Raw genomic sequence first — 23,345 nt, forward strand, 5'->3', positions numbered from 1 at the left:
TTGGCGGCTGACTGCTGTAGACTCTCCGCCAACCACGCCCCTCTTTCGAGTCTGTGATGCACAAAGAAACCGAACTGAAGCTCCGCGCCAGCCGCGAGACCCTTGCCGCCCTGCGCGAGCACCCTCTGCTGAAAAAGCGCAACAAGTCCGGCTGGCAGACCCGTGAACTGCTCAACCAGTACTTCGACACCCCCGAGCGTGAGCTGTCCGCCGCCCGTGTCGCACTGCGCCTGCGCCGCGATGGCGATGCCGTCATCCAGACCCTCAAGTGCCGCGGCACCAGCGTGGCGGGCTTGTCCGAGCGCAACGAATACGAATGGAATCTGGACAAGGTCAAGCTCGACCTGAAGAAACTGGACGCCACCTGCTGGCCCGAGCAACTGGCAGGCCTGGACAAGAAAACCATCAAGCCGCTGTTCACCACCGACTTCAGCCGTGAATACGCCGAAATTGCCTGGGGCCGTGGCAAGAGCAAAGTGGTGATCGAGGCCGCGCTGGACCAGGGCTTCGTGATTGCCGGCAAGCGCAAGGAAGAGATCTGCGAGCTGGAGCTGGAACTGCGCGAAGGTGACCCGCAAGCGCTGCTGGAGCTGGCCGCCGAGCTGGCCGCCAGCCTGCCGCTGATGCCCTGCGACATCAGCAAGGCCGAGCGTGGCTACCGCCTGCTGGAGCCGGACAGCTACGAGCTGGGCCTGCCGCACACCGAGCTGGAAGCCGAGATGGCCCTGGATGACGCTTACGCGGCATTGGCCTGGCAACTGCTGGGCAGCAGCCAGCGCCTGGCCGAGCAGTACCGCCACAACGGCCACTGGCGCCTGCTGCAGGACTGGGTCGAGTGCCTGAGCGAACTGCGCGCACTCACCGCCAGCCTGGGCCAGGCCGCGCCGCGTGCCAGCACCCGTGACCTGCGCAGCAGCCTTGATGCCCTTCTGGAAGACTGGCGCCCGCTGGTGCAGGCCGGCAACGACGACGAAGACATCCGCCGCGCCGCCCCCGAGCAGTTCGCCGAAGAACTGGAAGACGTGCGCTGGGGCCAGTTTTCGCTGGAAACCTCGCGCTGGCTGCTGGCCCGTGCCTGGACCGTGGAGCGCAAAGGCCGTGGCGAGCGTCAGGGCAAGGCGCAGCTGGCCAGCTGGCTGGCACACCTGCTGGGCGAGGAAGGCCGTGCGTTGAAGCTGCCGCTGTACACCCAGCGCCCGGAAGACCTGGCCGAGCAGCTGCCACGTATCGAGCAACTGCTGGGCTGGCTGCACCACGCCCGCCAGGTGCTGGAAGCGCCGCAGATGGACCGCCTGTATGGCGACCTGAAGAAGTTGCACGAGCTGGCCGAGCTGCCAATCAGCGATGAAGTGCTGGAAGCACGTATCGAACAGGCCCGGGCAGTGGATCAGAGCCGCGGCTGGAAGCACCTGCTCAAGGCTTGATACCGCGTCGCCTGTTTCGCGGCGGTTCGGCGCCCCGACTTGCCGCGAATGGCCTCACCGCGACAGCGGCAGGCTGGTGGTGGACTTGATCTCCGACAGCGCCACAATCGAGTTCACTTCCTGAATGCCCGGCACGTTCGACAGCTTTTCGAAGAAGAACCGCTCGTAGGCCTCGATGTCCGACGTGACGATGCGCAGCAGAAAGTCCACCGCCCCCATCAGCACATAACACTCCAGTACCTCCGGAAACCCGCGGATCGCCTCGGTGAATTCGGTAAAGTTGGAGCGCCCGTGAGCATTTAGCTTCACCTCGGCGAAAATCTGCGTGTTCAGGCCGACCTTCTTGCGGTCCAGCAAGGTTACCTGCCCGCGAATCACCCCCTCTTCCTTCAAGCGCTGTATGCGCCGCCAGCACGGCGATTGCGACAGCCCCACGCGCTCGGCGATTTGCGCGCTGGACAGCGAAGCGTCCTCTTGCAGCAGTTCGAGAATACGGCGGTCGTAGGCGTCCAGCTCGCTATGCATTATTCAACCTCCTGAGCGGTATTATCCGAATTGATCAATTCATCAATACAGCAAAATGATCAAATCATAGCGAAAAAATGCCGCCGCTGACGTGCAAGAATTTCTCCCACATTTGCGGAGACCAGCATGAACGCACAACCCCGTACCGACGCCTGGGCCGCCAGCAACCCCCACGGCACCGTGCACTACCGCCTGCAGGCCGACGCCGAGCCCGACACCCTGTGCCGCGTGCTCAACCTGTTTGCCCTGCAGTTCCTGACCCCGTACAGCGTGCACGTCAGCCAGCAGGATGACTGGCTGGATATCGAAGTCGGCATTGGCGGCCTGAGCTGGCACCGGGCCGAAGTGATTGCGCAGAAACTGCGTAACCTGGTGTGTGTGGGTGAAGTGAGCCTGACAAACATGCACCGGGTGGAGCTGGCGGTTGTATGAATATTTGCGGCCCTATCGCCGGCAAGCCAGCTCCCACAGGATCACCACAGGTTCGAACATTGCGCAGTACCTGTGGGAGCTGGCTTGCCGGCGATGGGGCCGGTACAGAAATAGCAAATTCCTGAAACCCTTTACTTCCGATGCTCTTCCGCTGCCCGGCTAGCCTTGATCAGCACTTCCCCATCAGGCACGGACGCCAACCATGCACACCCCCGACAACCTGGAGCTCGAACTGAAGCACGTGCTCCAGGCCCTGCTAGCCGATCAGTACCTGCACGCCACCGACACCCTGCAAGTACTCGAACACGCCGCCGCACACCCCACCGCCCACCCCTTGGAACAAGTCGCCGCCTGCTGCCTGAAAGACCGCCGACAACCCGGCCAACTGCTGGACCTGGACAGCCTCTGCCAATGGCTGGCCAACAAGGTCGGCCAGCCCTACCTGCGTATCGACCCCATGCAACTCGACCTGCCCCAGGTCGCCGGCCTGGTATCCCCTGCTTTCACCCAGCGCCACGGTATCCTCATCGTCGCCGACGACCCCTCCGGCATCACCGTGGCCAGCGCCCAGCCCTATCAGGACGACTGGCACGCAGACTTGGCCCGCAGCCTGGGTCGGCCGATTCGTCGCGTGCTGGCCAGCCCGATACAGATCCGCCAGTCAGGGCAGGCGTTTCACCGCCTGGCCCAGTCGGTAAAGGGCGCGCAGCACCAGCAATCGGCGAGCCTGGGCGAACTCGAACAGTTGCTGGAACTGGGCAAGCGCCAGACCGAAGCCAGCGCCGACGATGCGCACATCGTGCATATCGTCGACTGGCTGCTGCAATACGCCATTGAGCAGCGCGCCAGCGATATCCACCTGGAGCCCCGACGCGAACAGGGCCAGTTGCGCTACCGCATAGATGGCCTGCTGCACACCGTGTATGCCTTCCCCGCCGGGGTCACCCTGGCGCTGGTCAGCCGCCTGAAACACCTGGGCCGCATGGACGTTGCAGAAAAGCGCCGCCCGCAGGACGGCCGCCTGCAAAGCCGGCTACCGGGTGGCGGCGAAGTGGAGCTAAGGCTGTCGACCCTGCCGACCCCGTTCGGCGAAAAGCTGGTACTGCGCCTGTTCGACCCGCACCAACTGCACGAGGGCTTCGACCGCCTCGGCCTGGAAGGGCCGCTGCTGGCTCAGTGGCAAGGCCTGCTGCGCCAGCGCCAGGGCATCATTCTGGTCACCGGCCCCACCGGTTCCGGCAAGACCAGCACGCTGTACGCCAGCCTCAAGCTGCTGGCCACGCCGCAGGTCAACCTTTGCACCATCGAAGACCCGATCGAGCGCCTGGAGCCGGCCTTTAACCAACTGCAGGTGCAGCCCGCGCTGGACCTGGGCTTTGCCAGCGCCGTGCGGGCCATGCTGCGCCAAGACCCGGACATCATCATGATCGGCGAGATCCGCGACCGCGAAACGGCGCTGGTGGCGGTGCAGGCGGCCCTGACCGGGCACCTGGTACTGTCGACCCTGCATACCAACGACGCCTGCGCCGCAATCACCCGCCTGCAAGAGCTGGGTGTTGCCGACTACCTGATCAAGGCCACGCTGGTCGGGGTCATGGCCCAGCGCCTGGTGCGCACTGTGTGCCCGGACTGTGTGGCGAATCCATCAGCCAGTTGCCTGACCTGCCGTGGCACCGGTTTTCATGGGCGTACGGGGCTGTTCGAGCTGCTGCAGCCCAGCGAAAGCCTGCGGGCATTGATTGGCCCGACCGCCGACCTGACCCAATTGCGGCGCCAGGCGCTGGCCGATGGCATGGTTGACCTGCGCCGTTGCGGCGAGGCCAAAGTGGCTTGTGGGCAAACCCGTACCGAGGAAGTGCTGCGCGTCTGCAGCTGACGAAAAGTCCTTTGTATTCAAGGAACTTGCCCTGCCCGGAAAGATCCAACCGCGCATCTTCAACCCTCACCCTTCGAGGTGTTTCAACATGCGTCTCAAAACCGCCATCGCTGCCGCTGCCTTGCTTTCGCTGCCTATCGGCTCGGCCATGGCCGATACCTTCTGGCGTAACGTGATGACTTCCGGTGCAACCACGGCATCGAGCTACCTGACTTCGCGGGATCACAAACTGGTTGTGGCCGCGCAGGACGACGCCAGCAGCTTCGTCGCCAGCGAAGGCGCGATCCGCGGGCCGTTCCTGGAAGCGGCCATTCGCCAGGCGCGGGCAGAGCACCCAGGCATTCAGGCTTCCGACATGGAGCTGGCCAATGCCATCCTGGCCAAGAATGCGGTAGCCGAGTAACCGCGTCGCCTGCTTCGCGGGCCTGCCCGCTTCCACAGGGACCGCACAAGGCTGAATCTTGTGCAATGCCTGTGGGAGCGGGCAAGCCCGCGAAAAACCCAGCACCAATCTCAGCGGTAAGCCTCCACCGGCACACACGCGCAGAACAGGTTCCTGTCCCCATACACATTGTCCACCCGGTTCACCGCCGGCCAGTATTTGTGCTGGCGCACGTGAGCACTGGGCGCCACCGCCTGCTCCAGGCTATACGGCCTGTCCCACACCCCCAGTACATCAGCCAGGGTATGCGGCGCATGCTTGAGCGGGTTGTTCTCCGCCGGCCAGTTGCCCTCCTGCACCTCGTCAATCTCTGCCCGAATCGCCAACATCGCCTCGACGAACCGGTCCAGCTCGGCCTTCGACTCACTTTCGGTTGGCTCCACCATCAGCGTACCCGGCACCGGGAATGACATGGTCGGGGCATGGAAGCCATAGTCCATCAGACGCTTGGCCACGTCCTCCTCGCTGATACCAGTCAGTGCCTTCAACGGCCGCAGGTCGAGGATGCACTCATGCGCCACCCGCTGGTTGCGCCCACGGTAGAGCACCGGGAAGGCGCCGCCCAGCTGGCTGGCCAGGTAGTTGGCCGACAGGATTGCCACCTCGCTGGCATCGGCCAGCTGCGGCCCCATCATGGCAATGTACATCCAGCTGATCGGCAAGATGCTCGCGCTGCCCCAGGGCGCAGCGCTGACCGCGCTGTTGTTCGGGTCCAGGCCGGGCACCGGTACCACCGGGTGGCTGGCAACGAACGGCGTGAGGTGCGTGCGAATGCCGATCGGCCCCATGCCCGGGCCACCACCGCCGTGTGGGATGCAGAACGTCTTGTGCAGGTTCATGTGCGAGACATCGGCACCCATGTCGGCCGGACGCGCCAGCCCCACCTGGGCATTGAGGTTGGCGCCATCCATGTACACCTGGCCGCCGTGCTGATGGACCACTTCGCAGATTTCGCGAATGCCCTCTTCGTACACCCCGTGCGTGGACGGATAGGTGACCATCAGGCACGACAGGCGCTCCCCGGCCGCGTGGGCCTTGGCCTTGAGGTCGGCCAGGTCGACGTTGCCATGGTCGTCGCAATCCACAATCACCACCTCCATGCCCGCCATTTGCGCCGACGCCGGGTTGGTGCCGTGGGCCGACGACGGAATCAGGCACAGCGTGCGCTGTGGCTGATGGCGGCTGCGATGGTAGCGAGTAATGGCCATCAGGCCTGCGTACTCGCCCTGGGCACCGGAGTTGGGCTGCATGCAAATGGCGTCGAAGCCGGTAATCGCGCACAGCCAGCTTTCCAGCTCATCGATCATCGCCTTGTAACCCGTGGCCTGGGCCGCCGGCGCGAAGGGGTGCATCTGGGCAAAGCCGGGCCAGGTGATGGGGATCATCTCACTGGTGGCGTTGAGCTTCATGGTGCACGACCCCAGCGGGATCATCGACTGGTTCAGGGCCAGGTCCTTGTTCTCCAGCTGCTTGAGGTAGCGCAGCATCTCGGTTTCGCTGTGGTGCAGGTTGAACACCGGGTGAGCGAGAAACGGCGTGCGCCGCACCAGGCCGGCGGGAATGCCTTCGGGCAGGGCCAGCTGGTCGAGGGCGGCAATCTCCAGGCCGTGGTCCACACCCAGGAAGATATCGAACAGGCGCAGCACCGTGTGCTCGTTACAGGTTTCGTCCAGGCTCACGCCCAGGTGCCCGCGCCCAAGAATGCGCAAGTTGATGTGCGCGGCTTCGGCGCTTTCGATGATGGCTGCCTGGGTGCCGCCGACATCCAGGGTGAGGGTGTCGAAAAAATGCTGGTTGAGCCGCTGGATGCCTTTGGCTTCAAGGCCAGCAGCCAAAATGAATGTCAGCCGGTGCACGCGCTGGGCGATGCGCTGCAGGCCTTCGGGGCCGTGGTACACCGCGTAGAAGCCGGCAATGTTGGCCAACAACACCTGGGCCGTGCAGATGTTGGAGTTGGCCTTCTCGCGGCGGATATGCTGCTCGCGGGTTTGCAGGGCCATGCGCAGCGCCGTGTTGCCACGGGCATCGCGCGACACGCCAATGATGCGCCCCGGCATGGCACGCTTGTAGTCGTCGCGGCAGGCGAAGTAGGCCGCGTGGGGGCCGCCGTAGCCCATCGGCACGCCAAAGCGCTGGGTCGAGCCCAGTACCACATCGGCGCCCAGCTCGCCGGGGGGCGCCAGCACCACCAGGCTGAGCAGGTCGGCAGCCACACAAGCCAGTGCCTGCTGACTGTGCAGATGGTCGATCAGCGGGCGCAGGTCGCGCACCTCGCCGTGGGTGTCGGGGTACTGCAGCAAAGCGCCGAACACGGCGTGATTACCAAGGTTATCCACAGAGTCGACGATCAGTTCGAAGCCAAAGCCCTCGGCGCGGGTCTTCAGCACCGACAGGGTCTGCGGGTGGCAGTGCTGGTCGGCGAAGAAGGCGTTGCTCTTGTTGCGCGCCACCCTCTTGGCCAGGGCCATGGCCTCGCCAGCAGCGGTGGCTTCATCGAGCAGCGAGGCATTGGCCAGCGCCAGCCCGGTGAGGTCGATGACCATTTGCTGGAAGTTCAGCAGCGCCTCGAGGCGGCCTTGGGCGATTTCGGGTTGATACGGCGTATAGGCGGTGTACCAGCCGGGGTTTTCCAGCACGTTGCGCAGGATGACCGTGGGGGTGATGGTGCCGTGGTAGCCCGTGCCGATCAGGCTGGTCCAGACCTGGTTCTGCGCGGCGTAGCCGGCGAGCTTGGCCAGGGCGGCCTGTTCGTCCAGCGCCGCTGGCAGGTCGAGGGGGCGATTGAGGCGGATGTCTGGCGGTACGGTCTGCTCGATCAGCTCATTGCGGCTGGCGACACCCAGCACGTTGAGCATGGCCTGCTGCTCTGCGGCATCGGGGCCGAGGTGGCGACGCAGGAAAGGGTTGAGCTCTTGCAGTTGATGCAGGGATGGCGACTGGGACATGACGACGCTCTCTTCCTAGACCAGGTCTCATGGAGACTTACAAGTCTAGGAAGGGATTGCCGATTCTGCGGGGAAACTTGCTTTGGCAGTACCGGCCCTATCGCCGGCAAGCCAGCTCCCACAGGTTGATCAAAGGCCAGCGGCGGGCACTATCCCTGTGGGAGCGGGCGCGCCCGCGAAGCAGGCGACGCGGTCTTACTCGCCGATGGCGGCCTTGTAACCGTCAGCATCCAGCAGCTTTTCCAGCTCGGCCGGGTTGCTTGGCTTCAGTTTGAAGATCCACGCGCCGTAAGGTTCTTCGTTGAGCTGCTCCGGGCTGTCGGCCAGCTCTTCGTTGACTGCGATCACTTCGCCACCGATCGGGGCGTAGATGTCCGAAGCGGCCTTGACCGACTCGACCACACCGGCGGCGTCGCCAGCGGCGAATACCTTGCCGACTTCGGCCAACTCGACGAACACTACGTCACCCAGGGCTTGCTGGGCGTGGTCGCTGATACCCACGGTCACGCTTCCGTCGGCTTCCAGGCGAGCCCACTCGTGGCTTTCGGCAAAACGCAGGTCGGCGGGGATATTGCTCATGTCTTGAATTCCTCGATTGGCTCAGCGGTACGCCCGCCGGTTAAAAAATGTTCAGATCAGGATTTTGCCTTGGCGCACGAAGGTCGGTTTGACCACCCGCACCGGGTACCATTTGCCGCGGATTTCCACCTCGGCCCGGTCACCGGTAGCCATGGGTACGCGCGCAAGGGCAATGGACTTGCTCAGCGTAGGTGAGAAACTACCACTGGTGATCTCCCCTTCGCCAATCCCGGCCACACGCACCACCTGATGGGCACGCAGCACGCCGCGCTCTTCCAGCACCAGGCCGACCAGTTTTTCCTGCACACCCTGTTCGATTTCCGCCAGCAGGCCGGCGCGGCCGATGAAGTCGCGCTCGGCTGGCTCCCAGGCGATGCTCCAGCCCAGGTTGGAGGTCAGCGGGGTGTGGGCTTCGTCGATGTCCTGGCCGTACAGGTTCATGCCGGCTTCCAGGCGCAGGGTGTCGCGGGCGCCGAGGCCACTGGGGGCGATGCCGGCGCCGACCAGGTCGTTGAAGAATGCCACCGCCTGATCGCCCGGGAAGATGATCTCCAGGCCGTCTTCTCCGGTATACCCGGTGCGGGCAATAAACCAGTCGCCCTCGGCAACGCCTTCGAACGGGCGCAGTTCGCGAATCAGTGCTGCGCGCGTGGGGCTGAGCAGGGCTGCCACCTTTTCGCGGGCACGCGGGCCCTGGATCGCGAGAATGGCAAGATCGGGGCGGACCTGAAAGTCCACGGCAAAACCGGCCCGCTGCTGTTGCAGCCAATCGAGCACTCTGGCCCGGGTGGCAGCGTTGGTGACCAGGCGGTAGCCGTTTTCCGTGCGATAGACGATCAAGTCGTCGATCACCCCGCCCTGCGCATGGAGCAGCGGGCTGTACAGCGCCTTGCCGGTTTCGTCCAGGCGGGCCACGTCGTTGGCCAGCAGGCGTTGCAGCCAGACGGTAGCGTCGCTGCCATCGACGTCGACCACAGTCATGTGGGACACATCGAAAACCCCGCAATCGCTGCGCACCTGGTGGTGCTCCTCGACCTGCGAGCCATAATGCAGGGGCATGTCCCAGCCACCGAAATCGACCGTTTTGGCGCCAAGCGCCAGGTGCAGGTCATACAAAAGCGTGCGCTGTCCCATGGGTTTCTCCTTCCGGGCGTGGCGAAGCGGCGGCGGTCGATGACGTTTGATCGTCAGCTCTTCTTGTAGGACCCACCGCGCGAATGCCGCGCATTGTAGCCGCAAGGACGCAGGCTGGCACCCTCAGTGACTGCGACCGGGTCGATGTGCCGAACGGCGGATCAGGCCGATGACCGGCAGCAGGCCCACCAGTACCAGCGTCAATGCTGGCAGCGAGGCCCGTGCCCATTCGCCCTCGCTGGTCATCTCGAACACCCGTACCGCCAAGGTGTCCCAGCCGAACGGTCGCATCAGCAAGGTGGCCGGCATTTCCTTGAGCACGTCGACGAACACCAGCAACGCGGCGCTGAGGGCACCGGGCACCAGCAGCGGCAGATACACCTTGAAAAACAATCTGGGCCCACCCACGCCCAGGCTACGGGAGGCCTCGGGCAGTGACGGGCGGATGCGCTCCAGGCTGCTCTCCAGCGGCCCGTAGGCCACGGCGATGAAACGCACCAGGTAGGCCAGCAGCAAGGCGGCAAGGCTGCCCAGCAGCAGCGGCTTGCCTGCCCCGCCCAACCAGCTGGACAGCGGGATGACCAGCTGGTTGTCGAGGTAACTGAACGCCAGCATGATCGACACTGCCAGCACCGAACCGGGCAAGGCATAGCCCAGGTTGGCCAGGCCGACCCCGGCGCGGATAGCACCGGTCGGCGCCTGCCTGCGCGCAAAGGCCAGCACCAGCGCCACACTTACCGTGACCAGTGCCGCCATGCTGCCCAGGTACAGGGTGTGCAACACCAGGCCGACATAGCGCTCGTCCAGGTCATGCCGGCCGCGTTGCCAGAACCACGCCAGCAGCTGCAGCAGCGGGATGACGAAAGCGCAGGCAAACACCAGCAGGCACCAACCACTGGCCAGCAGCGCTTTCACCCCGCGCAGGTGGTACAGCGCCTGCGCCCGCGGCCGCTCGTTGCCGCTGCGGCTGGCACCCCGGGCACGGCGCTCGCCGTACAGCACCAGCATCACTGCCAGCAACAACAGGCTGGCCAGCTGGGCGGCGCTGGACAGGCTGAAGAAGCCGTACCAGGTCTTGTAGATGGCCGTGGTGAAGGTGTCGAAATTGAACACGGCCACCGCGCCGAAGTCGGCCAGGGTTTCCATCAAGGCCAGGGCAATGCCGGCGCCGATCGCCGGCCGAGCCATGGGCAGGGCCACGCGCCAGAACGCTTGCAGGGGCGATAGCCCGAGTATCCGCGCCGCTTCCATCAAGCCTTTGCCCTGGGCCAGGAAGGCCGTGCGCGCCAGCAGGTAGACGTACGGGTAGAACACCAGCACCAGCACGATGATCACCCCGCCGGTGGAGCGCACCCGCGGCAGGCGCATCGGCCCGAACACCTCACGCAGGGCGCTTTGCACCGGGCCGGCGAAGTCCAGCAGGCCGACGAAGACGAACGCCAGCACATAGGCCGGGATGGCGAACGGCAGCATCAGCGCCCAGTCCAGCCAGCGCCGGCCGGGGAATTCGCAGAGGCTGGTGAGCCAGGCGAGGCTGACCCCCAACAGGGTGACGCCGATACCTACGCCCACCACCAGCGTCAGGGTATTGCCCAACAGGCGGCTCATCTGGGTGTCGAGCAGGTGCGACCAGATCTGCATATCGATCGACTGCCAGGACAACAGCAGGACGCTCAAGGGCAGCAGCACCAGGGCGGCGATCAGGGAGACCGGGAGGTACCAGCGGCGTTGGGGGGTGTGGGGCAAGTTCTATGTCTCTGTGGCTGATGTGCGACCGCTTTGCGGTCGTTCGCGGGCATGCCCGCTCCCACAGAGGGCCGCACAACCCTCAAAGGCAGTGCAGATCCTGTGGGAGCGGGCATGCCCGCGAAGAGGCCCTTGCAGGCCCCGGAAGGATAAGGCCTGGCGCTTAGTTGTAGCCAGCCCGATCCATCAAGCGGATGGCTTCAGCCTGCCGCTTGCCGGCAATTTCCACCGGAATGCTGTCAGCCTTGAAGCTCCCCCATGCCGCCACTTCCTCGGAAGGCTTCACCTTCGGGTTGGCCGGGAACTCCTGGTTGATGTCGGCGAACAGCTTCTGCGCCTCGTCGCCCGTCATCCATTCCACCAGCTTTTTCGCCGCTTCCGGGTGAGGCGCGTGCTTGGTCAGGCCAATGCCCGACAGGTTGACGTGCACGCCACGGTCACCCTGGTTGGGCCAGAAGATCTTCACCGGCAGGTTCGGGTTCTGCTTGTGCAGGCGCCCGTAGTAGTAGGTGTTGACCACGCCCACGTCGCACTGGCCGGCCTCGATGGCCTGGATCACCGCGTTGTCATCGGAGAACACATCGGTGGACAGGTTGTTGACCCAGCCTTTGACGATCTGCTCGGTCTTCGCCTCGCCATGGGTTTCAATCAGGGTGGCGGTGAGCGACTGGTTGTACACCTTCTTGGCCGTGCGCAGGCACAGGCGGCCTTCCCACTGTTTGTCGGCCAGGGCTTCGTAGGTGCTCAACTCCTCGGGTTTGACCCGCTCGGTGGAGTAGATGATGGTGCGGGCGCGCAGGCTCAGGCCGGTCCAGTCATGGGACGAGGCGCGGTACTGCGGCGGAATGTTCTGGTCGATGATGTCGGACTTGATCGGCTGCAGGATGCCCATCTGCTCGGCTTGCCACAGGTTGCCGGCATCGACGGTCAACAGCAGGTCGGCCACGCCGTTGTCGCCCTCGGCCTTGATGCGCTGCATCAGCGGGGCTTCCTTGTCGGTGATGAACTTGATCTTGACCCCGGTCTTGGCGGTATAGGCATCGAACACCGGCTTGATCAGCTCGTCGATGCGCGAGGAGTACACCACCACTTCGTCCGCCGCTTGGGCAGTGCCACCGAACAGGGTCAGGGCCAGGGCGGCCAGTAGGGGCTTGCGTGGCAACATGGGAAGCACTCCTCGGATCGTTTGAGAGGTGCGAATGGTAGTGAATCCCATTTTCCGACTCATCTACCTAGCAGTTACCGGATGTTGCAGAGCTTGCACCGCCCATTGCAGGAGCAGCCTTCAGGCTTTGGCCAGATCCGGCAGATCACCACTCAAACCCAGCGCCTGGCGCACGAATACCGCCTTGGCCTCCGGCATCTGCTCCACCAGTTTCAACCCGCTGTTACGCAACCAGCGCAATGGCAGCGGGTTGGCCTGGAACAACCGCTCAAAGCCCTCCATGGCCGCCATCAGCGCCAGGTTGTGCGGCATGCGCCGCCGCTCGTAACGGCTCAACACCTTCACATCTGCCAGCCGCTCACCGCGCTCGCAGGCATTGACCAGCACTTCGGCCAGCACCGCAGCATCGAGGAAGCCCAGGTTGACGCCCTGCCCGGCCAGCGGGTGGATGGTGTGCGCAGCATCGCCGATCAAGGCCAGGCCTTCATCCACATAGCGCTTGGCGTGGCGCTGGCGCAGCGGCACGCACACCCGCGGGTCGGCCTGCAGCACGTCCCCCAGGCGCCCCTCGAAAGCACGCTCCAGGGCCTGCAGGAAGGCGGCTTCATCCAGTGCCATCAACTGCTCGGCATGCTCCGGGGTGGTCGACCACACGATCGAGCACCAATCTTGCTGGCCATCGCGGGTCAACGGCAGAAACGCCAACGGCCCCTCATCGGTGAAGCGCTGCCAGGCCGTGCCCTGGTGCCCGGCACTGCAGCGCACGCTGGTGACGATGGCATGGTGCAGGTAATCCCATTCGCGGGTTTCGCAGCCAGCCAGGCGCCGCACCGCCGAATTGGCACCGTCGGCGGCGATCACCAGCGGTGCACGCAGTTGCCGGCCATCAGCCAGGGTCAGCAACCACTCGTCCCCCGAGCGACGCAACTGCTCCAGCCGCGCGTTGGGCAGCAGGCCGATGTCGCTGTCGTGCAGGCGCTCCAGCAGGCCATCCTGCACCACCCGGTTCTCGACGATATGGCCAAGCACCTGGGCGTGCACGCTGGCGGCCGAGAAGTGAATCTGCCCGGTGCCGCTGCCATCCCACACCTGCATGTCGGAATACGGCGTAGCACGCCGCTGGGCGATGCCGTCCCACGCGCCGAGGCGCTCGAGGATGCGCTGGCTGGCCGCCGACAGCGCGCTGACACGTGGTTCGAACGGCGCCTGGGCGTCGAAGGGCTTGACCGTCAGCGGGCCGCCATCGAGCAAGAGGATTTGCAAGCCACTGTGGCGCAACGCCAGGGCCAGTGCGCTGCCGACCATACCGGCACCGACAATCAACAGATCTGCGCGCATTTCCATGCCTTACGCCAGCCTCGCTTGCGGCTTGAGCCGCACGTATAGGGTTTTATCGACCCGCGCCACCAGCTCGCCGGCGCCATCGCGGATATCGACCTGCAATCGCGGCAGGCACTTCTTGCCGGTGGCGGTCTGCTGGCGGATGTCGTCCAGCAGCGCGTCATCAACGTGGAATTCGGCATACACCGGGCCTTTGCCCGGCGAGATGAAATCGATGCTGGCGGCCTTGTCCCAGACGATATAGTCGCGGCCCAACTGCTCGATCAGCAGCAACATGTAGAAAGGGTCGACCATCGAATACAGGCTGCCGCCAAACTGGGTACCGACATAGTTGCGGTTCCAGCGTGTCAGCTTCATCGCCACCTTGACGCTGCGCAGGTCGGGGCTGATGGACTGCACGCGGATGCCCGCCCCCAGGTACGGCGGGTAGAGGTTCAGCATCCAGCGCAACATACGCGCACGGCGTGCCAGTTTACGCGGGTTGCTCATGCCTGCCCCCGCGGATCGGGGCGGGTGCCCAGGCCCATGGCCTGGCGGGCGAACCAGCTTTTGGCCGGCGGCAGCAGGTCGAGCCCGAGCAGGCCCAAATTACGCCCGGCGGCCAGCAACGGCTGGTTGCTGCCGAACAACCGGGTGACCTGGTCGGAAAAGCCGATGGTCATGGCCTGGTCCAGGCGCTGGCGCTGGGCATAAGCCTGCAGCGTGGCCAGGTCGCCAGGCTGCTGCGGGCCGGCCAGCAATGCGTCGGCCAGCGACTGCACATCGCGCAGCGACAGGTTGAAGCCCTGGCCGGCAATGGGGTGCAGGCTGTGCGCGGCATTACCCAGGACCACCAGGTGCGGCCGCACCTGCTCCTGGGCCTCGATCAGCGACAAGGGGTAAAGGTGCCGGGCGCCGACCTGGCGCAACGCGCCCAGGCGATAGCCAAACACGCCTTGCAGCTCGCGCAGGAAGCTGCGCTCGTCGATGTCGGCCAGACGCCGCGCATCCATGCCCTGGCGGGTCCACACCAGTGCACAGCGGTTGTCCGGCAACGGCAGCAAGGCCATGGGGCCTTCTTCGGTGAAGCGCTCGAACGCCTGGCCACCGTGGGCCTCACCCGGGGTGATGTTGGCGATCAATGCGCTCTGCTGGTACGGCGTATGACGCACGTGAATACCCAACTGCTCGCGCAAACCGGAACGGCCACCGTCGGCCAGTACCGCCAGGTCGCATTCCAGCTGGGTGTCGTCATTCAACCCCAGGCGGTAACCGCCTTCGATCGCCTGCATCGAGGTCACTTCCGCCGGGCAGCGCCAGCTCACCACGTCACTGTCCAGCCCTTGCCACAAGCATTGGCCAAGCCAGGCGTTTTCCACCACGTAGCCCAGCGCCGGTACGCCTTCTTCCTGGGCATCCAGACGGGTGGCGCCGAAGCGACCACGGTCGGACACGTGAATTTGCCGGATCGGCTCGGCACGCCGGCCGATGGCCTGCCAAAGGCCCTGCTGCTGGTAGATCTGCTGGGTGCCGAACGACAACGCCGAGGAGCGCGCATCGTAGCTGGGCTGGAAGCTGTCACCGGGTGCGAACGGCTCGATCAGCAAGATCTTCCAGCCGCGCGCCTTGGCCCCGGCCTGCAGGGCCAACGCCAGGCTTGCGCCTACCAGGCCACCGCCAATGATCGCCAGGTTCACGCGACTCATGCCGCGTCCTTGCGGGCGGCCTGCATCAGCGCCTCGATCTCGGCAACCGTGCGCGGCACGCCCGAAGTCAGGATTTCACAACCTTGCCTGGTCACTACCACGTCGTCCTCGATCCTTACACCAATGCCGCGCCATTTCTTGGCCACGGCCTGATTGTCGGCGCCTATGTAGATGCCCGGCTCGACGGTCAGCGCCATGCCGGGCTCCAGCACACGCCACTCGCCACCCACCTTGTACTCGCCCACGTCGTGCACATCCATGCCCAGCCAATGCCCCGCACGGTGCATGTAGAAGGCGCGATAGGCCTCGCTGTCGATCAGCGCCTGCACCTCGCCCGAAAGCAGGCCAAGCTCGACCAAGCCTTGGGTAATGACCTTCACGGTCGCCTCGTGGGCGTGGTTCCAGTGTTTGCCCGGGGCGATTTCGGCAAACGCCGCGGCCTGGGCCTTGAGCACCAGTTCGTAGATGGCCTTCTGCTCGGGCGAAAAGCGCCCGCTGACCGGGAAGGTGCGGGTGATGTCGCTGGCGTAGCAGTCGATTTCGCAACCGGCGTCGATCAGTACCAGGTCGCCATCCTTGAGCGGGGCGTCATTTTGCTGATAGTGCAGGATGCAGCCATTGCGCCCGGCCGCGACGATCGATCCGTAGGCGGGCATCTTTGCGCCGCCCTTGCGGAACTCATAGTCCAGTTCGGCTTCCAGGCTGTATTCGTGCAGCCCCGCCCGGCACGCCTGCATGGCCCGCACATGGGCCCGTGCCGAGATGGCTGCAGCGGCACGCATCACCTTCACTTCCGCTGCCGATTTATACAGGCGCATGTCGTGCAGCAGATGATCCAGCGCAACGAACTCGTTCGGCGGCTGGGCGCCCAGGCGGGCCTTGGAGCGGATCACGTTGATCCAGTCCATCAGCCGCCGGTCGAACTCGGGGTTGCTGCCCATGGCGCTGTACACCCGCTCGCGGCCTTCGATCAGGCCCGGCAGGATCTCGTCGATGTCGGTGATGGGGAAGGCATCGTCGGCGCCGAAATCGCGCACCGCGCCTTCCTGGCCGGCCCGCAGCCCGTCCCACAGCTCGCGCTCCGGGTTGCGCTCACGGCAAAACAGCACGTACTCGCCATGTTCACGCCCCGGGATCAGCGCAATGACCGCCTCAGGCTCCGGAAAGCCGCTGAGGTACTGGAAGTCGCTGTCCTGGCGGTATACGTGCTCGACGTCGCGGTTGCGGATGGCAACTGCGGCAGCGGGCAGGATGGCGATGCTGTTGGGGACCATCTGCGCCATCAGCGCCTTGCGCCGACGGGCATACTCGCCCTTGGGAATGTGGCTCATGGGCAGACTACCCCCGGTTGATCAGTGCAGCGATGGCTTGGGCGCGGGTGCGGCCGGCTTGGCCAGCTCGGAGAACAGCAGCAGAGGCGCCACGCGCAGGTATTCCATGACTTCCATGTAGTCGCTCTCGCCGTCTTCGGACTCTTCGAGGGCTTCCTGTACCTGGGAAATGGCCACCAGGTCCTGCAGCACATCCTTGGCTTCGTCAGACAAGTCCTTGCCGCCGGCATTCAGGCCAAAGCCGGTAATGAAGCCTTGGCACCACTGGCCCAGCGCGGTGGCGCGGTCGCTCAGGGCGGCGTCGTCGGAAGGCAGCAGCAGGACGATGGCCATGTCGTCGCTGGTCAGCTCACCCTTGACCATTTCCTGCAGGCCGATCAGGGCGTTGCGCACGGTGTCACCGGGCTCGGTTTCCAGCAACTGGGCGGCATCGGCCAGCCAGGCATCGGCGTCGAAACCGGCACCGGCGCAGCTGCGGCCGATCAAAAGGCCGTGCAGTTCGGCCGGGGTGACAGGATGACCATTGCTCGAGAGCAGCATGGCGAAGGCGATGTAAGGCGATTGGGTATTGGGCATGGGCAGCTAGGCGCCAGACGGCGCAATGACTAGAATGGAGACCTTGTATCCTAGCACCGGCAGGCGCGCCAAGACCATCGGCACTGGCTGTCGCGGCCCAGGGAGAGGCATCATCGCCAGGTGACTCAACGACGGAGCGAATCGAGTGCAACCCACGCAAGAGAACGACCTTCAGGCACTGATGAGCCGATTCGAGTTGCTGATCGAACGCGTCGAGCAACTAAAACGGCAAAATGCACTCCTAGTAGCTCAGGAAAAATCCTGGCGCGAAGAGCGCGCCCACCTCATCGAAAAGAACGAGATCGCCAAGCGCAAGGTCGAGTCGATGATCTTACGCCTCAAGGCTCTGGAGCAAGACTCATGAGTTCAAGCAATAGCGTCACCGTGCAGATCCTCGACAAAGAATACTCGATCATCTGCCCGCCGGAAGAGCGCAACAACCTGGTCAGCGCCGCGCGCTACCTGGACGGCAAGATGCGCGAGATCCGCAGCAGCGGCAAGGTGATTGGCGCCGACCGCATCGCGGTCATGGCCGCGTTGAACATTACCCACGAAATGCTGCACCGCCAGGAAGACCGCACCGATGCCCCGGTCAGCGGCACCAACCGCGAACAGGTCCGCGACCTGCTGGATCGGGTAGACAAGGCATTGTCCGACGACACGGATACCAAAATTGGCTGAGATTGGTATACTGGCGCCACTCCCTGGTGGATGCGCCAGTCGGTTATGTCCCTGAGCCGATACGCACAACCACGGGGGTTGCACGCTGGGGCCGGTGTGCATGTCCGCCCGACGGAAAGCCTTAACGCCCCCTGCAATCTCCACCTTGAACTTTCGGGTTCAAGGGCTACACCGACAGCGGTCTGACCGGGGAGCCTGAATTTTTTTGCCCGCCCCTCAGGCGGGCAATTCGTTTTGGCCGACCTTCCAGTGCCGGCCAGCAATCCTGGGATCGCCCGTGCCATGACCGACACCGCGCCGCTCACCCGCCCCCAGCTCCGTCGCCTGCTTCGCAATGCCCGCCGCGCCCTCACCCCTGCCCAGCAACGCCAGGCCACCCTCGGCCTGTACCGCCAGCTGGCGCAACACCCATTGTTCCGCCGCGCCCGGCATATTGCCTTGTACCTGCCCAACGACGGCGAAATCGACCCTGGCCTGCTGATGCGCGAAGCCCAGCGTCGCGGCAAACGCACCTACCTGCCGGTGCTGCACGCCTGGCCGCGCACGCACATGGTGTTCCAGCGGTTCGAGCAGGGCGAAAAGCTCAAGCCCAACCGCTTTCGTATTCCCGAGCCGGTCACGGACCGCAGGCGTCAGCGGCCGGTCTGGGCGCTGGACCTGATCCTGCTACCGCTGGTCGGTTTTGACGAAGTGGGCGGGCGCCTGGGCATGGGTGGCGGCTTTTATGATCGCAGCCTGGCCTACCAGGCGCGTCGGCAAACCTGGAAAAAACCGTTGCTGCTGGGGCTGGCGCACGAATGCCAGAAGGTCGAGCGGCTGGCGCAGGCCAGTTGGGATGTACCGCTGCAGGGGACGGTCTCGGACCGTAGCTGGTACCTGGCACCGCGTTGAGCGGCGCCAGCGGGGGCATCAACGTTGTGGCTGGCTGGCGTCGACCGGCATCTGGTAGGCGTTGTCCAGCTTGCGCTCCCACAAACCCTGCGCATAACCGGTAGTGACCACACCCAGGCCAAAAATGAACACCAGGATCCACAGCAGATCCGGCTTTTTGCGTTGATTCATCGAAGATTGCCCCCCAGGCAAACTGTTCAGTGCTCGGCGATTTTCAGGGTATCGCCAGCGCGTCGCGCTTTAAACGGGGCGCATTTTCCGACAACCTGCGTCCGCAAGCAAACCTTGACGCCAACCGGCTGTCGGTTTCGTGCAACAGGTTATTTCAAACCTTTTCAGGAGCAGCATCCATGGCCTACTGGCTGATGAAATCCGAGCCCGACGAACTCTCCATCGAAGGCCTCAGCCGCCTGGGCGAAGCGCGCTGGGACGGCGTGCGCAATTATCAGGCGCGTAATTTCCTGCGGGCCATGAACGTGGGTGACGAATTCTTCTTTTATCACTCCAGCTGCCCGCAACCGGGCATTGCCGGTATTGCCAGAATCACCCGTGCGGCCTACCCCGACCCCACCGCGCTGGACCCACAAAGCCACTACTACGACGCCAAGGCCACGGCCGACAAGAACCCGTGGAGCGCGGTGGATGTGGCCCATGTGCAAACCCTGCCACGGGTACTGGAGCTGGGCTGGCTGAAGCAGCAGGCCGGCCTGGCCGAGTTGCCGCTGGTGCAAAAGGGCAGCCGCCTGTCGGTGATGCCGGTCACCCCCGAGCAATGGGCGGTGATTGTCGCGCTGCGTTGAAACAGTGGCTAAGGTCAAGGGTTTGACCGATATCAACACGCCACGAATGGCCCCGCGCCATTATGTAGTGTGGATGAGCGCAAGGATGCAGAACGATGAACCGATACGCCCCCAGAATATTCGCCGCCGCGCTGATCGCACTGCTCGCTGCAGCCGCAGGGCTGGGGTACTGGAAGTCGCTCCACGACCAGCTGCCCGAAGGCCTGAGCATGGGCAACGGCCGGCTCGAAGCCACCGAAGTACAGATCGCCAGTAAAATCCCCGGCCGCCTGGCCGAAGTGCTGGTCGACGAAGGCGACAAAGTCACCCGCGGCCAGCTGCTGGCACGTATCGACACCCGCACCATGCAAGCCCAGCGCACCCAGGCCGAAGCCGAAGTGCTGCGCGCCCGGGAAAACTACGCCGCTGCCCAGGCAAGTGTGCAGCTGCGGCAAAGCGAACTGTTGCTGGCCAGCCAGGAACTCAAGCGCGTGCGCGAAATTTTCCAGCGCAAGTACGCCAGCCAACAGTTGCTCGACCAGCAACAGGCACGCTTTGACACCGCCAACGCCGCCGTGGTCGCCGCCCGCGCCCAGCTGGCAGCGATCAAGGCCGCCATCGGCGCCGCCCAAGCCCAGGTCGCCCAGCTCACCAGCGAAATCGACGACAGCAGCCTGCGGGCGCCCATCAACGGCATCATTCAGCTGCGCCTGGCCGAGCCCGGTGAAGTGCTGGGTGCCGGCGGCCGCGTGCTGATGCTGATCGACCCTAGCGACCAGTACATGAACCTGTATCTGCCGGCCGCCGCCAGTGGCCAGCTGACCGTAGGTGACCAGGCGCGCATCGTGCTGGACGCCCTGCCCGAACGCGCTCTGCCGGCCAAGGTGGCCTTTGTCGCAGCCAAGGCCCAGTTCACCCCCAAACAGGTCGAAACCCGCGACGAGCGGCAAAAGCTGGTATTCCGGGTCAAGCTTCGCCTGACCGACCCCGGCGCAGTGCCACAAGCAAAACCGGGTATGCCAGGCGCCGGCTATGTGCGCACGGCTGAGGTGGACTGGCCGGCCAACCTGCAATGAACGCCCCGGCACTGCTGGCCGAGGGCATCCGCCACCGCTACGGCGACCTGGTGGCCCTGCACACCCTCGGCTTCAGCCTGCCTGCGGGCACCCGTTGCGCGCTTATCGGCCCTGATGGCGCGGGCAAATCGACCTTGCTGGGGTTGATTGCAGGGGTCAAACGCCTGCAACAGGGCGAGCTGCAGGTGCTGGGTGGCTCGATCCGCCAGCGCCGTCATCGCGCGGCGCTGTACCCGAAAGTGGCGTTCATGCCACAGGGGCTTGGCAACAACCTGTACCCGGAGCTGTCGATCAGCGAGAACATACGCTTTTTTGCCACACTGTTCGGCCTGGGCCGCCGCGAGTGCGAACAGCGCATGGCCAACCTGTTGCAGGCCACCGACCTGCAGCGCTTTGCCGAGCGCCCGGCTGGCAAGCTGTCAGGTGGCATGAAGCAGAAGCTGGGCCTGTGCTGCGCGCTGATCCACGAGCCGGACCTGCTGATCCTCGACGAACCCACCACCGGCGTCGACCCGCTGTCGCGGCGACGCTTCTGGGAGCTGGTCGAGCAGGTTCGCGCACAGCGCCCGCAACTGACCCTGCTGGTGGCTACCGCCTACATGGAAGAAGCCGAACAGTTCGAGCATTGCCTGATGCTCGATGGCGGCCGACTGCTGGCCGCAGGCCCAAGCCACGAACTGGCCGCAGTCACCCCCAGCGGCAAGCTGGACGACGCCTTCACCCATTACCAAGGTGCGGGCAAGGCGCAGCATCAACCCTTGCACATCCCGCCGCGCCCGGCCACAGATGGCCCGGTCGCCATTGAGGCTCACGACCTGACCCTGCGCTTTGGCGACTTCACAGCGGTAAACAAGGTCAGTTTCGCCATTGGCCGTGGCGAGATCTTCGGCTTCCTCGGCTCCAACGGCTGCGGCAAGACGACCACCATGAAAGTGCTCACCGGGCTGATGCCGGCCAGCGAGGGCAGCGCCAGCCTGCTGGGGCGCCCGGTGGACGCCAGTGACCTGGCCACGCGCAAACGGGTCGGTTTCATGTCGCAGAGTTTCTCGCTGTATGGCGAGCTCAGCACCCGGCAGAACCTGACCTTGCATGCCCGCCTGTTCGACTTGCCCAAAGCCGGGAGCGCCCAGCGCATCGATGAGCTGGTCGAGCGCTTCGACCTGGCCGCTATCGCCGACCAGCCGTCCGGCGCCCTGCCCCTTGGCCTGCGCCAGCGCCTGTCACTGGCGGTGGCGGTGCTGCATCGCCCGGAAGTGCTGATCCTTGATGAGCCAACCTCCGGCGTCGATCCGGCCGCTCGCGACGACTTCTGGCGCCTGTTGGTGGAATTGTCACGCGAACAGGGCGTGACCATTTTCCTCTCCACCCACTTCATGAACGAAGCCCAGCGCTGCGACCGCATCTCGTTGATGCATGCCGGACGGGTACTGGCCTGCGACACACCCGATGCCCTGCAGCACCAGTACGACGGTGACACTTTGGAGGACGCGTTCGTGCGCTGCCTGGAGCAGGCCCAGGAGCTCGCGCCGCCAGCCACGGACAACGCCGTGCTGGAGCAGCCAGCCACGGCCGCCCCGCCACTGCGCCAGGGCTTCAGCCTGCGCCGCCTGCTGGCGGTGGCCAGCCGCGAGGGCAAGGAACTGCTGCGCGACAAGGTGCGCCTGGCCTTCGCCCTGGCAGGCGCGTTGTTCATGATGGTGATCTTCGGCTACGGCATTTCGCTGGATGTGGAAAACCTTGCCTTCGCCGTGCACGATCAGGACCAGAGCCCACAAAGCCGCGCCTACCTCGAAGCCTTCCGGGGCTCACGCTATTTTGCCGAACAGGCGCCGATCCGTGACAGCCGCGAGATGCACCAGCGCCTGCAGCGCTCGGAAATCAAACTGGCGCTGGAGATTCCGCCCGGCTTCGGTCGCGACCTGTACGCCGGCCGCCAACCGGTGGTGGCGGCCTGGCTCGACGGCGGCATGCCGTTCCGCGCAGAAACCAGCCGCAACTACGTGGAAGCCGTGCACCAGGCCAACCTTGAGCAACTGGCAAAGGCCAGCCCCCAGCCGCAGCCGCGCCAGGACCTGGTGCGCCTGGAAACGCGTTTTCGCTACAACCAGGACGTGGTCAGCGTGAATGCCATCGGCCCGGGCGTGATGGCGCTGATCCTGGCCTTCATTCCGGCCATGCTCACCGCGCTGGGCATTGTCCGCGAGAAAGAACTCGGCTCCATCACCAACTTCTATGCCACGCCCCTCACCCGCCTGGAGTTTCTGCTGGGCAAGCAAATGCCTTACCTGGTCGTAAGCCTGGTCAACCTGGCGCTGCTGGTGGCCATGAATTGCTGGCTGTTCGCCGTGCCGCTCAAGGGCAGCGTGCTGGCCCTGGCCTGTGGTGGCGTGGCCTACCTGCTGGCCACCACCAGCCTGGGGCTGTTGATCTCGGCCTTCACCCGCACCCAGATCGCGGCCATCCTGGGCACCATGATCATCACCAGCCTGCCGACCATCCAGTTTTCCGGGCTGATCGTGCCACGCTCGTCGCTGGACGGCGCAGCGGCGGTGATGGGCCAGCTGTTCCCGGCGGGCTACTTTCTCGACATCGCGGTCGGCACCTTCACCAAGGCGCTGGGGCTGCGCGAGCTGTGGCCGCAGTGCCTGATCCTGCTGGGCTTCTTCGCTGGGTTCACCGGCCTGAGCCTGGCCATGTTGAAGAAGCAGGAGGCCTGA

The 23,345-nt window shown here is 64.9% G+C and carries 22 protein-coding genes and 1 other RNA gene; 11 read left to right on the top strand and 12 right to left on the bottom strand.

Going from position 1 to position 23,345, the window contains the following annotated elements:
- Positions 1-56 precede the first annotated feature (56 nt).
- Positions 57-1,424 carry a CYTH domain-containing protein gene (locus tag JOY50_RS22380; RefSeq protein ID WP_019473413.1) on the top strand — a complete coding sequence of 456 codons (1,368 nt, stop codon included), beginning with the start codon at positions 57-59 and terminating at the stop codon, positions 1,422-1,424.
- Positions 1,425-1,478: 54 nt separating this feature from the next.
- Here JOY50_RS22380 and JOY50_RS22385 read toward each other — a convergent pair whose 3' ends face one another.
- Complete coding sequence (locus JOY50_RS22385) at positions 1,479-1,949, bottom strand: Lrp/AsnC family transcriptional regulator (protein ID WP_003253717.1); 471 nt, start codon at positions 1,947-1,949, stop codon at positions 1,479-1,481.
- A 126-nt stretch (positions 1,950-2,075) separates the two neighbouring features.
- On the opposite strand from JOY50_RS22385, the gene JOY50_RS22390 reads away from it, so the two are divergent.
- The 3 genes from JOY50_RS22390 (at position 2,076) to JOY50_RS22400 (ending at position 4,660) form a co-directional block, all read left to right on the top strand.
- Entirely contained in the window at positions 2,076-2,381 is a 306-nt protein-coding gene (locus JOY50_RS22390; protein WP_132844822.1) for a hypothetical protein, read from the top strand.
- 202 nt (positions 2,382-2,583) lie between these two features.
- A complete protein-coding gene (locus JOY50_RS22395; RefSeq protein WP_132844820.1) occupies positions 2,584-4,257 on the top strand; it encodes a GspE/PulE family protein in 1,674 nt (557 codons plus the stop codon).
- Positions 4,258-4,345: 88 nt separating this feature from the next.
- Positions 4,346-4,660, top strand: a complete 315-nt coding sequence (locus JOY50_RS22400; protein WP_132844818.1) for a DUF2388 domain-containing protein — start codon at positions 4,346-4,348, stop codon at positions 4,658-4,660.
- Positions 4,661-4,770: 110 nt separating this feature from the next.
- Here JOY50_RS22400 and gcvP read toward each other — a convergent pair whose 3' ends face one another.
- The 10 genes from gcvP to JOY50_RS22450 all read right to left on the bottom strand — a co-directional run bounded on the left by gcvP (position 4,771) and on the right by JOY50_RS22450 (position 17,201).
- A complete protein-coding gene (gene gcvP / locus JOY50_RS22405) occupies positions 4,771-7,644 on the bottom strand; it encodes an aminomethyl-transferring glycine dehydrogenase (protein ID WP_132844815.1) in 2,874 nt (957 codons plus the stop codon).
- Between the two features lie 195 nt (positions 7,645-7,839).
- Positions 7,840-8,223: a glycine cleavage system protein GcvH gene (gene gcvH, locus JOY50_RS22410; protein ID WP_132844813.1), complete on the bottom strand. Its 384-nt coding sequence runs from the start codon at positions 8,221-8,223 to the stop codon at positions 7,840-7,842.
- Positions 8,224-8,274: 51 nt separating this feature from the next.
- On the bottom strand, positions 8,275-9,357 hold the full coding sequence (gcvT, locus tag JOY50_RS22415) for a glycine cleavage system aminomethyltransferase GcvT (protein ID WP_132844811.1): 1,083 nt from the start codon (positions 9,355-9,357) through the stop codon (positions 8,275-8,277).
- Positions 9,358-9,480: 123 nt separating this feature from the next.
- The gene (locus JOY50_RS22420; RefSeq protein WP_405046008.1) at positions 9,481-11,103 is read right to left on the bottom strand and encodes an ABC transporter permease; all 1,623 of its coding nucleotides are present in this window, start codon (positions 11,101-11,103) and stop codon (positions 9,481-9,483) included.
- A gap of 163 nt (positions 11,104-11,266) precedes the next feature.
- Positions 11,267-12,268 carry an extracellular solute-binding protein gene (locus JOY50_RS22425; RefSeq protein WP_243055871.1) on the bottom strand — a complete coding sequence of 334 codons (1,002 nt, stop codon included), beginning with the start codon at positions 12,266-12,268 and terminating at the stop codon, positions 11,267-11,269.
- A 120-nt stretch (positions 12,269-12,388) separates the two neighbouring features.
- Positions 12,389-13,606, bottom strand: a complete 1,218-nt coding sequence (locus tag JOY50_RS22430; RefSeq protein WP_165931635.1) for a 2-octaprenyl-3-methyl-6-methoxy-1,4-benzoquinol hydroxylase — start codon at positions 13,604-13,606, stop codon at positions 12,389-12,391.
- 9 nt (positions 13,607-13,615) lie between these two features.
- The gene (locus JOY50_RS22435; protein WP_016489741.1) at positions 13,616-14,098 is read right to left on the bottom strand and encodes a DUF4442 domain-containing protein; all 483 of its coding nucleotides are present in this window, start codon (positions 14,096-14,098) and stop codon (positions 13,616-13,618) included.
- Positions 14,095-15,294, bottom strand: coding sequence for a 2-octaprenyl-6-methoxyphenyl hydroxylase (ubiH, locus tag JOY50_RS22440; protein WP_132844802.1), 1,200 nt, complete (start codon positions 15,292-15,294; stop codon positions 14,095-14,097). The genes JOY50_RS22435 and ubiH overlap by 4 nt, the downstream gene beginning before the upstream one ends.
- On the bottom strand, positions 15,291-16,625 hold the full coding sequence (gene pepP, locus JOY50_RS22445; RefSeq protein WP_132844800.1) for a Xaa-Pro aminopeptidase: 1,335 nt from the start codon (positions 16,623-16,625) through the stop codon (positions 15,291-15,293). The genes ubiH and pepP overlap by 4 nt, the downstream gene beginning before the upstream one ends.
- 21 nt (positions 16,626-16,646) lie before the next feature.
- Positions 16,647-17,201: a YecA family protein gene (locus JOY50_RS22450; RefSeq protein ID WP_016489744.1), complete on the bottom strand. Its 555-nt coding sequence runs from the start codon at positions 17,199-17,201 to the stop codon at positions 16,647-16,649.
- A 181-nt stretch (positions 17,202-17,382) separates the two neighbouring features.
- Here JOY50_RS22450 and JOY50_RS22455 point away from each other — a divergent pair, with 181 nt between their 5' ends.
- The 4 genes from JOY50_RS22455 (at position 17,383) to JOY50_RS22470 (ending at position 18,773) form a co-directional block, all read left to right on the top strand.
- Positions 17,383-17,565, top strand: a complete 183-nt coding sequence (locus JOY50_RS22455; protein WP_029886233.1) for a TIGR02449 family protein — start codon at positions 17,383-17,385, stop codon at positions 17,563-17,565.
- Positions 17,562-17,882: a cell division protein ZapA gene (locus tag JOY50_RS22460; protein WP_019470966.1), complete on the top strand. Its 321-nt coding sequence runs from the start codon at positions 17,562-17,564 to the stop codon at positions 17,880-17,882. Before JOY50_RS22455 ends, JOY50_RS22460 begins: the two co-directional genes overlap by 4 nt.
- 17 nt (positions 17,883-17,899) lie before the next feature.
- A non-coding RNA gene (gene ssrS, locus JOY50_RS22465) (6S RNA) lies at positions 17,900-18,079 on the top strand.
- Positions 18,080-18,164: 85 nt separating this feature from the next.
- The gene (locus JOY50_RS22470) at positions 18,165-18,773 is read left to right on the top strand and encodes a 5-formyltetrahydrofolate cyclo-ligase (protein ID WP_026034408.1); all 609 of its coding nucleotides are present in this window, start codon (positions 18,165-18,167) and stop codon (positions 18,771-18,773) included.
- Between the two features lie 18 nt (positions 18,774-18,791).
- Here the strand turns inward: JOY50_RS22470 and JOY50_RS22475 are convergent, their stop codons facing one another.
- Positions 18,792-18,944 (bottom strand): hypothetical protein, encoded by a 153-nt coding sequence (locus JOY50_RS22475; RefSeq protein ID WP_019470968.1) that lies wholly within the window; start codon positions 18,942-18,944, stop codon positions 18,792-18,794.
- A gap of 179 nt (positions 18,945-19,123) precedes the next feature.
- Between JOY50_RS22475 and JOY50_RS22480 the strand changes: the two genes are divergently transcribed.
- The 3 genes from JOY50_RS22480 to rbbA all read left to right on the top strand — a co-directional run bounded on the left by JOY50_RS22480 (position 19,124) and on the right by rbbA (position 23,345).
- The gene (locus tag JOY50_RS22480; RefSeq protein WP_019470969.1) at positions 19,124-19,573 is read left to right on the top strand and encodes an EVE domain-containing protein; all 450 of its coding nucleotides are present in this window, start codon (positions 19,124-19,126) and stop codon (positions 19,571-19,573) included.
- A gap of 95 nt (positions 19,574-19,668) precedes the next feature.
- Positions 19,669-20,628, top strand: a complete 960-nt coding sequence (locus tag JOY50_RS22485; protein ID WP_132844798.1) for an HlyD family secretion protein — start codon at positions 19,669-19,671, stop codon at positions 20,626-20,628.
- Entirely contained in the window at positions 20,625-23,345 is a 2,721-nt protein-coding gene (gene rbbA, locus JOY50_RS22490; protein WP_243055873.1) for a ribosome-associated ATPase/putative transporter RbbA, read from the top strand. Before JOY50_RS22485 ends, rbbA begins: the two co-directional genes overlap by 4 nt.

Source organism: Pseudomonas sp. BP01 (assembly GCF_022760795.1).
Taxonomy (GTDB): domain Bacteria; phylum Pseudomonadota; class Gammaproteobacteria; order Pseudomonadales; family Pseudomonadaceae; genus Aquipseudomonas; species Aquipseudomonas putida_Q.

Excerpts from the sequence above, each read along its gene's own strand:
- JOY50_RS22380 (WP_019473413.1), top strand. The coding sequence starts at position 57 with ATGCACAAAGAAACCGAACTGAAGCTCCGCGCCAGCCGCGAGACCCTT.
- JOY50_RS22385 (WP_003253717.1), bottom strand. The coding sequence starts at position 1,949 with ATGCATAGCGAGCTGGACGCCTACGACCGCCGTATTCTCGAACTGCTG.
- JOY50_RS22390 (WP_132844822.1), top strand. The coding sequence starts at position 2,076 with ATGAACGCACAACCCCGTACCGACGCCTGGGCCGCCAGCAACCCCCAC.
- JOY50_RS22395 (WP_132844820.1), top strand. The coding sequence starts at position 2,584 with ATGCACACCCCCGACAACCTGGAGCTCGAACTGAAGCACGTGCTCCAG.
- JOY50_RS22400 (WP_132844818.1), top strand. The coding sequence starts at position 4,346 with ATGCGTCTCAAAACCGCCATCGCTGCCGCTGCCTTGCTTTCGCTGCCT.
- gcvP (WP_132844815.1), bottom strand. The coding sequence starts at position 7,644 with ATGTCCCAGTCGCCATCCCTGCATCAACTGCAAGAGCTCAACCCTTTC.
- gcvH (WP_132844813.1), bottom strand. The coding sequence starts at position 8,223 with ATGAGCAATATCCCCGCCGACCTGCGTTTTGCCGAAAGCCACGAGTGG.
- gcvT (WP_132844811.1), bottom strand. The coding sequence starts at position 9,357 with ATGGGACAGCGCACGCTTTTGTATGACCTGCACCTGGCGCTTGGCGCC.
- JOY50_RS22425 (WP_243055871.1), bottom strand. The coding sequence starts at position 12,268 with ATGTTGCCACGCAAGCCCCTACTGGCCGCCCTGGCCCTGACCCTGTTC.
- JOY50_RS22430 (WP_165931635.1), bottom strand. The coding sequence starts at position 13,606 with ATGCGCGCAGATCTGTTGATTGTCGGTGCCGGTATGGTCGGCAGCGCA.
- JOY50_RS22435 (WP_016489741.1), bottom strand. The coding sequence starts at position 14,098 with ATGAGCAACCCGCGTAAACTGGCACGCCGTGCGCGTATGTTGCGCTGG.
- ubiH (WP_132844802.1), bottom strand. The coding sequence starts at position 15,294 with ATGAGTCGCGTGAACCTGGCGATCATTGGCGGTGGCCTGGTAGGCGCA.
- pepP (WP_132844800.1), bottom strand. The coding sequence starts at position 16,625 with ATGAGCCACATTCCCAAGGGCGAGTATGCCCGTCGGCGCAAGGCGCTG.
- JOY50_RS22450 (WP_016489744.1), bottom strand. The coding sequence starts at position 17,201 with ATGCCCAATACCCAATCGCCTTACATCGCCTTCGCCATGCTGCTCTCG.
- JOY50_RS22455 (WP_029886233.1), top strand. The coding sequence starts at position 17,383 with ATGAGCCGATTCGAGTTGCTGATCGAACGCGTCGAGCAACTAAAACGG.
- JOY50_RS22460 (WP_019470966.1), top strand. The coding sequence starts at position 17,562 with ATGAGTTCAAGCAATAGCGTCACCGTGCAGATCCTCGACAAAGAATAC.
- JOY50_RS22470 (WP_026034408.1), top strand. The coding sequence starts at position 18,165 with ATGACCGACACCGCGCCGCTCACCCGCCCCCAGCTCCGTCGCCTGCTT.
- JOY50_RS22475 (WP_019470968.1), bottom strand. The coding sequence starts at position 18,944 with ATGAATCAACGCAAAAAGCCGGATCTGCTGTGGATCCTGGTGTTCATT.
- JOY50_RS22480 (WP_019470969.1), top strand. The coding sequence starts at position 19,124 with ATGGCCTACTGGCTGATGAAATCCGAGCCCGACGAACTCTCCATCGAA.
- JOY50_RS22485 (WP_132844798.1), top strand. The coding sequence starts at position 19,669 with ATGAACCGATACGCCCCCAGAATATTCGCCGCCGCGCTGATCGCACTG.
- rbbA (WP_243055873.1), top strand. The coding sequence starts at position 20,625 with ATGAACGCCCCGGCACTGCTGGCCGAGGGCATCCGCCACCGCTACGGC.